7 protein-coding genes are annotated in these 8458 nt (G+C 37.0%); 1 reads left to right on the top strand and 6 read right to left on the bottom strand.

Annotation, left to right across the window (positions count from 1 at the left end; translation table 11 throughout):
• Positions 1 to 274: 274 nt before the first annotated feature.
• On the bottom strand, positions 275 to 1603 hold the full coding sequence (locus Q1553_RS03420; protein WP_300842754.1) for an aminotransferase class V-fold PLP-dependent enzyme: 1329 nt from the start codon (positions 1601 to 1603) through the stop codon (positions 275 to 277).
• Between the two features lie 108 nt (positions 1604 to 1711).
• On the opposite strand from Q1553_RS03420, the gene Q1553_RS03415 reads away from it, so the two are divergent.
• Positions 1712 to 2875, top strand: coding sequence for a cation:proton antiporter (locus Q1553_RS03415; RefSeq protein WP_115551448.1), 1164 nt, complete (start codon positions 1712 to 1714; stop codon positions 2873 to 2875).
• Positions 2876 to 2879: 4 nt separating this feature from the next.
• On the opposite strand, the gene def is transcribed toward Q1553_RS03415, so the two are convergent.
• The 5 genes from def to Q1553_RS03390 all read right to left on the bottom strand — a co-directional run.
• Positions 2880 to 3386 (bottom strand): peptide deformylase, encoded by a 507-nt coding sequence (gene def, locus Q1553_RS03410; protein WP_115551449.1) that lies wholly within the window; start codon positions 3384 to 3386, stop codon positions 2880 to 2882.
• Positions 3386 to 4501, bottom strand: coding sequence for a diguanylate cyclase (locus Q1553_RS03405; protein ID WP_300706704.1), 1116 nt, complete (start codon positions 4499 to 4501; stop codon positions 3386 to 3388). Before Q1553_RS03405 ends, def begins: the two co-directional genes overlap by 1 nt.
• Before the next feature lie 12 nt (positions 4502 to 4513).
• Positions 4514 to 5104 (bottom strand): ATP-dependent Clp endopeptidase proteolytic subunit ClpP, encoded by a 591-nt coding sequence (clpP, locus tag Q1553_RS03400; RefSeq protein WP_115551451.1) that lies wholly within the window; start codon positions 5102 to 5104, stop codon positions 4514 to 4516.
• Positions 5104 to 6405 carry a trigger factor gene (tig, locus tag Q1553_RS03395; RefSeq protein WP_115551452.1) on the bottom strand — a complete coding sequence of 434 codons (1302 nt, stop codon included), beginning with the start codon at positions 6403 to 6405 and terminating at the stop codon, positions 5104 to 5106. The genes clpP and tig overlap by 1 nt, the downstream gene beginning before the upstream one ends.
• 91 nt (positions 6406 to 6496) lie before the next feature.
• Positions 6497 to 8458 (bottom strand): DNA translocase FtsK (locus tag Q1553_RS03390; RefSeq protein ID WP_300842753.1); only part of this gene is annotated, 1962 nt, incomplete at its 5' end.

Here is an 8458-nt window from a genome sequence, read left to right as displayed (position 1 = left end):
TACAATAGAATCTTAAAGGCGAGATTTTAGACTATGGATTGCCTCCGCTCTCACTATATTTGTTTCTAGCAAAAATGATATGGGGAGTTTCCTTGCGGAACTCTAAACTTTGAAGCAAATCTTTGATAAAACTTTCATCGCAATGAATAAGGCAAGAAATTGATTCAAGATTTGAAGCGCAAAGTAAGAATTATCAAAGAAAAACCACCCCAAAACTGCCCTAGCACTCCAACAAAAACCCATAAAAAATGAAAGAAATCTTTTCATTTTGCTTTCAAACCGAATGAAAGATTTGCTTCAACGCCTCTAAAAGCCGATTGATTTCCTCTTGCGTATGCGTATAATGCACATTTAGGCGCACCCAACCGGGCTTTTGGATAAAAAAGGCATTATCCTCCAATCCCAACAAATCGTGTCCATAAGGTCCAGCACAAGCACAACCTGCGCGAGTGAGAATCCCATATTCTTTGGACAATTGAAGTGAGACTTCAAAGGGTGAGATTCCGCGAATATTAAACGAAAAAATTCCCAAAGCATTATGTTCTAAATTGCCATAAGTTATTATCTTGGGTTCATTTTCTAAAAATTCCCGCAATGTGCGGATATAAGGAATCTTTGCTTGTTGTATCCATTCTTGCCCAATCTCCTCCCGCAAAGCATAGCCAAAATAGCTTCGTAAAAACTCTAAAATACCGGGCGTTCCTGCCTCCTCTCTTCTTTGCTCTTGTGCATAATATTGTGCGCTTGTGCGAGAAACATAACCAACAATACCCCCACCACAAAAAGTTGGTGGCAAAGTTTTATCAATCAAGGCACGAGAAATGATTAAGATTCCACTTCCACCAATACCCCCCAAAAGTTTATGAGGAGAAAGAAAAGCTACATCATAAAAACTTGGTGGAATATCCAAATAAGGTGAGGTAGTCGCACAATCAAAACATACGATTCCGCCAAAGGAACGAATCAAATGAGAAATTTCCGCAAAGGGTGCTAAGATTCCACTTACATTGGAACCCAAAGCAAAAGAACCGATGATTTTACGCCCGACATTTGCACTTAAAATATTCTTTAAAGCCTCCAAATCCACCAATCCTTGCGTATTCAATCCTATACGCACAACTTCGCACAATCCCTCTCTGAAACTTAATTCATTGCTGTGGTGTTCATAAGGTCCAACAATCACGAGCGGAAAAGAAGATTTATCACGCAAGGAATCCACTCCCAAAATTTGCTTTGTTCTGGGTGGAATATAAATCCCTAAGAGTTCTTGAAACTTTTTGATTGCAGCAGTTGAACCAAAGCCACAAGAGATTAAAGCAAAATTAGAATCAAGTTTAAAGATTTGCTTTAATCTTTCCCTCGCCTCCTCATATAAGGAGCTGATTAATTCTGCGTGGGAATTACTCTCGGAATGCGTATTGGCATAAAAGGGCAAAATCTTGTTCATTCGCGATTCTACGCATTTCGCTGCTAGCCCGCTCGCAGTCCAATCAAAATGATGGAATCCACTTTGCAAAATACACTCTTGTGATAAAATCTCACATTTGCGCCCTCTATCACTAGGCAAAGATTCCAAAAGCGGGGCGAAAAAATCTTGAATCATTGTTTAAGATTCCTAAATAAAATTGTTTTGGAGCGCATTTTACCACAGATTTATGGCAATTTACCCTAAAGTAAGTTATACTTTTAATTTTGGAGTTTAAGCCCTATTATGGAAAACATTATTACTTTTGGTATTATTGCAGTTTTGATTGTCATCGCACCTTTTCTTAGCTCGCTTTTACGCTTGCCTCTTGTGGTTACAGAGATTCTACTTGGTGCGCTTGCTTTTCATTTTGGACTTTTTTCACATTCCGAATCCCTAAGCTTTATTGCACACATTGGCTTTTTATTTTTGATGTTTCTATGTGGCTTAGAAGTGGATTTGAAAACCTTTACAAAACTCGGAATAGACTTCCTAAAATCTGCTTTTTTATATTTCTTAATTCTCTATGGTGTCGCTTGCTTGTATGTGCTTAATGCTGGGCTATCTAAGTTTTATATTGCTGCCTTGCCTGTAATGAGTTTGGGTATGATTATGGCATTACTCAAAGAATACCCCAAAAATACATCTTGGCTACAACTTGCTTTAAATGTTGGAATCTTGGGTGAGCTGATTAGCATTGTTGTGCTTGTAGTGCTCAATGGTGCATATTCCTATGGATTAAATTGGGAATTATATCGGACATTGCTCGTTTTGTTTATTTTTTTAAGCGTCATTGTGGGTATGTTCAAGGTTGCAGACATTATGTTTTGGTGGTTTCCTACTTTGAAATTTTTTCTGATTCCAAAAAATGCAAGCAAAAATCAAGACATTCGCTTTAGCGCAATGCTGTTTTTAATTCTAATTGGAATCTCACAGATTCTAGGGCTAGAACGCGTGCTTGGGGCATTTTTAGCAGGTATGATTTTAGCGACTTATTTTCATCATCACAAAGGCTTGATAGACAAATTAAACGATTTTGGTTTTGGATTCTTTATTCCTTTATTTTTTATTTTCGTTGGCTCTACATTGGATTTGAATCTGATTACACAAAACCGACAACTCTTGTCGCTGACATTGAGCATTATTCTTGTTATGGTTATTTTACGCTTATTGGGGGCTTTCGTTGCATATAGAAAATACTTTGGGGATATAAAACAAACAATCTTATTTGCCTTTAGCCACTCTATGCCTTTAACCTTCCTCGTCGCAACAGCGCAACTTGGTTTGCAATTCAATGCAATTGATACACACGAATATTATGCTTTTATTCTTGCGGCTCTTTTGGAGGGAATCTTTTTGACGATTTGTATCAAGCTTTTGGATAACTATCAAGCTAAACCACATTTGTAAAATTCTAAAATTTATGCTTTTGCTTCAAGCCTTTTTCAAATTTTTTGCGCTTGACGATAGAGAGTTTATCAATAAATAAAACACCATTTAAGTGGTCAATCTCGTGCTGAAAAGCAACGGCTAAATAATCTTGTGCAACAATTTCTTGCGGTTTGCCAAATCTATCTTGATAAACAACTTTAATTGTATTGGCGCGTTTAATGTCTTCATAAAACTCTGGTACACTCAAACAACCTTCACTAAATACAATTTCTCCATCTTTTTCTACAATTTCGGGATTGATGACTTCTAGCAAATCTTCTTTATGTTGATTTCCTTCTTCATCAGGAATACAAATCAACAAAGCGCGAATAGGTTTAGCAACCTGAATCGCAGAGATTCCAACGCCGTTTTTAGCGAGCATAATTTCATACATTTCATCTAAAAGCAAATGGAGTTTTGAATCGAAAGATTCCACAGGTTTTGAAATCTGTCGTAAAATTGAATTAGGGTAAGTGATAACCTCAAGCATTAATGCTTTTTCTCCTTCCCTTCTCCCGCCACGACAAAGGAAACATTACTACTAGAAGCCTTTTTTAGAGCCTCTAAGGCATTTTTGAAAACATCTTTTCCCCTAGAACTTCCATTAATTTCAGCGATTCCAGTGCAAACACTAAGAGAGATTTCCTCTTCTCCTAAAAAAATATTCGTAGTAGAGACTTTTTCAATCAAACGATTTGCAAATCGCTTCGCAGCTTCTCTATCACTATGGCTAAGTAGGATTCCAAAAATATCTGAACCGCAATAAGCAAGTACATCACTTTTGTTTGCGATTTTTTGCAAAATTTTAGAAATCGCACGACTGATAAGTGTGGAATTTTTATCTGAAGTAATGCGTCGGGCAAGACTTTTGGTAATCTGAATCAAAATTAATGAGGATTTATGATTTTCTGTGTGGATAGATTCCAATTCAGCAAGCAGTCTAATATCCAAAAAATTACGATTATAAAGCCCATATTTCTCATCGCAAATAATATTGTTTGCAATACTTTCAATCGCCTGCATACTTCTATCATAAGAGACTTTAATATTCTGAAGCTGCACTTTTGTTGTCTCACCTAACGATTTCAATTCTTTTTCAAAAACGGTGATAATATTTTGCAAAGCAATCGCATTATTGGTTGCGCCTATTTCGCTTTCATGTTTTTTAAGGATATTTTGTAAAAATTGAAGATTTTTATAAGCTGTGCCAACCTGTTGTAGAGTATTAACCATATGGTTTTTAGCTCTTAAAACCTTATCTTCTAACAAAGCTTGTCTCTCCGTAGGCGTCAAATCAAGACTAATAAATTGTGTTGCATTATCTTTAAATTGCTGTGTTTTATCTTCAAGTAGTTTTTCAAAATAGATTCTATAATTATAGGGTGTTGGGGCAATACCATTTGCGCTCAATGTGCGGATAATCTGCGCCCCATAATCCTCTAATGTATTGGATTCCGTTGAACCCGTATTTACAGATTCTCCGGGCATGGAATCAGAATCTAATCCAAATGATGAAAAAGATGATGCGTTATTAGCTGGAGCCTCCTCTATACCCTCTGTTTCAAAACTTTGCAAACCTTCAAACGAATCAAAATCGTCTTTCATGGACTACCCCCTTTACTTTAAACTTTTGGTTAAAACATTATCAATCAATCCATATTCTTGCGCTTCGTGAGCACTTAAATAAAAGTCTCTATCCGTATCTTTGGCAATTTTTTCTAATGGTTGATTAGTATTAGCTGCCAAGATTTCGTTTAAACTAGCCTTTAAACGCAAAATCTCTTTCGCTTGAATTTCAATTTCTGTGGCTTGTCCTTGCGCTCCTCCCAAAGGCTGATGAATCATAATGCGAGAATTAGGGAGAGAATAACGTTTGCCTTTTGTCCCACAACTTAGCAAAAATGCTCCCATACTTGCTGCTTGACCGATACAAATCGTGCTAATGTCGGGTTTAACATAATTCATTGTATCATAAATACTCAAACCACTCGTTACCACTCCACCTGGTGAATTAATATACAGATAAATATCTTTTTCTGGATCTTCAGCCTCCAAAAATAAAAGTTGCGCAACAATAGAAGAAGCTACACCATCATCAATTTGCCCGCTTAACAAAATGATTCTATCTTTTAAAAGCCTAGAATAAATATCATACGCACGCTCCCCGCGCCCTGATTTTTCTATAACTGTCGGCACATAATAACTCATTACGCCCTCTTGTCTAATAAAGCAGTAAGCACTCTATCCTCTAGCATTGCCATTTTCACTGCTGGGATTAAATTATTATTTTTGTAATATTCAAAAATTGCTTTTGGGTCTTGGCGCATTGCCATTGCTTCATAATAAATAGTATTAATCACTTCATTGTCTGGAATCTCTATTTTATCTCGTTTTGCAATTGCATCAATGATAAAGGTTACACGAACGCTTTTTTCCGCATTCTCTCTTTGCTCTTCGCGTTTAGCTTTGAGTGTTTCAGGCTCTTTTGCAAGCTTTTGCTGTTCCTCTTGAGATAAAGACATCAAGCTATTTCTAAAAAGCAAATCTATTTCTTGATGCACAATAGATTTTGGTAAATCAAACACAATGTTTTTATTAAGATTCTCAATCAGAATTTCCTTTAATTTATTGTTATAAAGCTCCTGCTTTTTTTCATTTTGGAGCTGCGTTTTGATTTTTTCTTTCAATGTTTCAACATTTGCGTCTTTGTCGTCTGGCAAAAGTGTCTTAGCAAAATTGTCATCAATTTCAATCTTTCCTTTTGTTTGAATCTCTAGCAATTTTACTTTAAAAACCGCTGGTTTTCCCGCTAAGTGTTTAGCTTGATAATTTTCTGGAAAAGCTACATTAATCTCTTTTTCTTCGCCTTTTTTCATACCAATTAATTGCTCCTCAAAGCCCTCAATAAAAGACTTGCTACCAATTTGCAATAAGTAATTCTCTGCTTTACCACCCTCAAAAGCCTTACCCTCTATAAAGCCCTCAAAGTTGATTTTTGCATATTCTCCATCTTTTAACTTGCGTCTTCCATCTTCAATTCCCACAAGAGGTGCCCTAGCATTCGCAATTTCTTCAAGCCGTTTCGCAATGTCTTCTGATGTAACTTCTGGAATCTTGACTTCCGGAATACATTCCTCTAATTTATCAAGCGAAATGCTTGGTGTTAGGCTAACTTCTATCTCAAGCTCAATGCCTTCCTCTTTTTGATCAAATTTCGTAATACGCGGGTCGCCAATTAGCGCATTTGCCTCTACTTGTAATTCCTTTAAAATATCTTGCAAAAGGTCTTGTACACATTCTCTTTGTGCATCTTCTTCTAGTTGTTTGCCATAACGTTGCTTCACTGCACTTGCTGGCACATGCCCCTTACGAAATCCATCAATTTTGAGATTTTTACTAGCAGCTTTTGTTATTTTGTCTAATTTTTGATTTAATCTATCCACAGGAATCGTGGCTTGTGCAACTGCATTTGCACTATCAATACTTTGGACTTTTAGAGTTGAATTCATTTCTTTGTATGCTCCGAATTTAATGTGTAGTTTTTAATTTTATCAAAACTTGTCTTAAACTACAACTTTAAATTATAAAATCTACACGAAATTAATTACCCAAGATTTCACGCACCCCTTTTGAATTAGGTTCGCTCAAAAATCCTCGTGCCTGCATTTGCTCAATAATATTTGCTGCCTTATTATACCCAATCCCAAGTCTTCGTTGAATATAACTAATAGAAGTTTTGCCATCACTTAAAATAATGCGTTTGGCTTCCTCATAAAGCTCATCTGTCTCGCCCTCTACGCGTAAGCCCAAGATTTCATCTTCATTGGGCATAAAGTTTTCATCGTATTGCGGAGGACATTGGGATTTGATAAATTCTACGATTTTTTCAATCTCTGTTTCTGTGCTCCAAGGAGCGTGCAAACGCACGATTCCACCGCCCGGTGGCGTGAAAAGCATATCTCCTCGTCCAAGCAAAGATTCTGCGCCAAAACTATCCAAAATCACTTTAGAATCAATTTTTTGTCCCACTTTGTAACTAATGCGTGAGGGCAAATTGGCTTTAATTAATCCTGTTACAACATCAACACTCGGACGTTGTGTTGCAACAATCAAATGGATTCCGCTTGCTCTTGCCATTTGAGCCAAACGCGAAATAGAAACCTCTGCTTCCTTGCCTCCGCTCATCATCAAATCCGCTAATTCATCAATAATTACCACAATATAAGGAAAAGGCTCAAAGCCTTCAATTTCAGCTTTTTGGTTGTAACCCTCAATGTTTTTAATCCTTGCTTCACTCATCAGCGTATATCTTCGTTCCATTTCTTTTACGGTGTTATCCAAAGCAATAATTGCCTTTTTGGGTTGTGTGATGACGGGAGTTAGCAAGTGTGGAATGTCATTATAAATGCTAAACTCTAACATTTTTGGGTCTATCATAATAAGCTTCAGTTGCGCAGGAGAGTTTTTATAAAGCAAGGATAAAATCATCGCATTAATCCCCACACTTTTACCGCTTCCTGTCGTCCCTGCAATCAACAAATGAGGAAGTTTTTTAAGGTCTGTTACAAAAGGGTTTCCTACAATGTCTTTACCCAAAGCAAGAGTTAAAGGCGAGGTAGAGTTTGCAAACAAATCATTTTCTAAAATCTCTCGCAAATAAATTGTTTCAATCTGATTGTTTGGAATCTCAATTCCCACAACATCTTTTCCCGGCACAGGTGCTTGAATCCGAATCGTTTTCGCACGCAATGCCATTGCTAAATCATCTTGCAAAGTCAAAATGCGCGAAACTTTGACATTTGGGCTTGGACGAAACTCAAAAGTTGTAACAATGGGTCCAGAATAAGTCCTAACAATATCCCCTTCAATCTTAAACATTCGCAATTTGCTTAACAAATCATTGATTTTTCGGTCAATCTCTCCCTCATCAATCTCAATGCGCTCCTCTTTTGGAGCTTGCAAAAATTCTAATTTAGGCAAGACAAAATCTTGCGATTCTACAATCTGTGGTATATCTGCAACTCCTAATATGCTTAAAGTCTCCTTGTTTTCTAAAACCAACTTCCTTGATAATTCAGAATCCTTTGTTTGCTGTGGAGATTCTTGTGTTGTAGCCTGCACAAAGGGCGCACAAGATTCTGCTTGAGAGGATTGTGTTTCAAAAGATTCCTTTTGTTCTTCTTTGTTTTGCATTTCTTTGTTGGTTTTAGGGGCATTAAACAAGCTAATCACTTCGGAAGTGGAAGATTCTACTTTGGGTGGCACTGCTTGCAAAGTCAGATTCGCCCTTGCTTGCGATTCTACCTCTAAATCTTTTCCTGCTTCATTATCAAAACGATAGCCATAAGTCGGGAGGGGATTTGCCGCAAAGGTTGGCGTATAATTCAACACTTCCTTGGCGTCTTGCATTTTTTCAACTACCTCATAGATTCCTTGCGATTTCTCCAAATCTCCTAGAGATTCTGTCGGTTGTTTCTGTCTTGCTGAATCCAAAATGCCATTATGTTCTTGGTTTTCTTGAAATTGTGGCTTGGGAGATTCCGCATTTTCTTTTGTTGTTTC

This window comes from Helicobacter sp. UBA3407, assembly GCF_949747025.1.
Taxonomy (GTDB): Bacteria; Campylobacterota; Campylobacteria; order Campylobacterales; family Helicobacteraceae; genus Helicobacter_D; species Helicobacter_D ganmani.
Note: the sequence above shows the minus strand (reverse complement) of the source record. Positions and strands in the feature narration are given on the sequence as shown.

What these genes read in the sequence shown, in the direction of transcription:
- Q1553_RS03405 (WP_300706704.1), bottom strand. Translation starts at nt 4,501, where the DNA reads ATGAAAGACGATTTTGATTCGTTTGAAGGTTTGCAAAGTTTTGAAACA.
- Q1553_RS03415 (WP_115551448.1), top strand. Translation starts at nt 1,712, where the DNA reads ATGGAAAACATTATTACTTTTGGTATTATTGCAGTTTTGATTGTCATC.
- tig (WP_115551452.1), bottom strand. Translation starts at nt 6,405, where the DNA reads ATGAATTCAACTCTAAAAGTCCAAAGTATTGATAGTGCAAATGCAGTT.
- def (WP_115551449.1), bottom strand. Translation starts at nt 3,386, where the DNA reads ATGCTTGAGGTTATCACTTACCCTAATTCAATTTTACGACAGATTTCA.
- clpP (WP_115551451.1), bottom strand. Translation starts at nt 5,104, where the DNA reads ATGAGTTATTATGTGCCGACAGTTATAGAAAAATCAGGGCGCGGGGAG.
- Q1553_RS03420 (WP_300842754.1), bottom strand. Translation starts at nt 1,603, where the DNA reads ATGATTCAAGATTTTTTCGCCCCGCTTTTGGAATCTTTGCCTAGTGAT.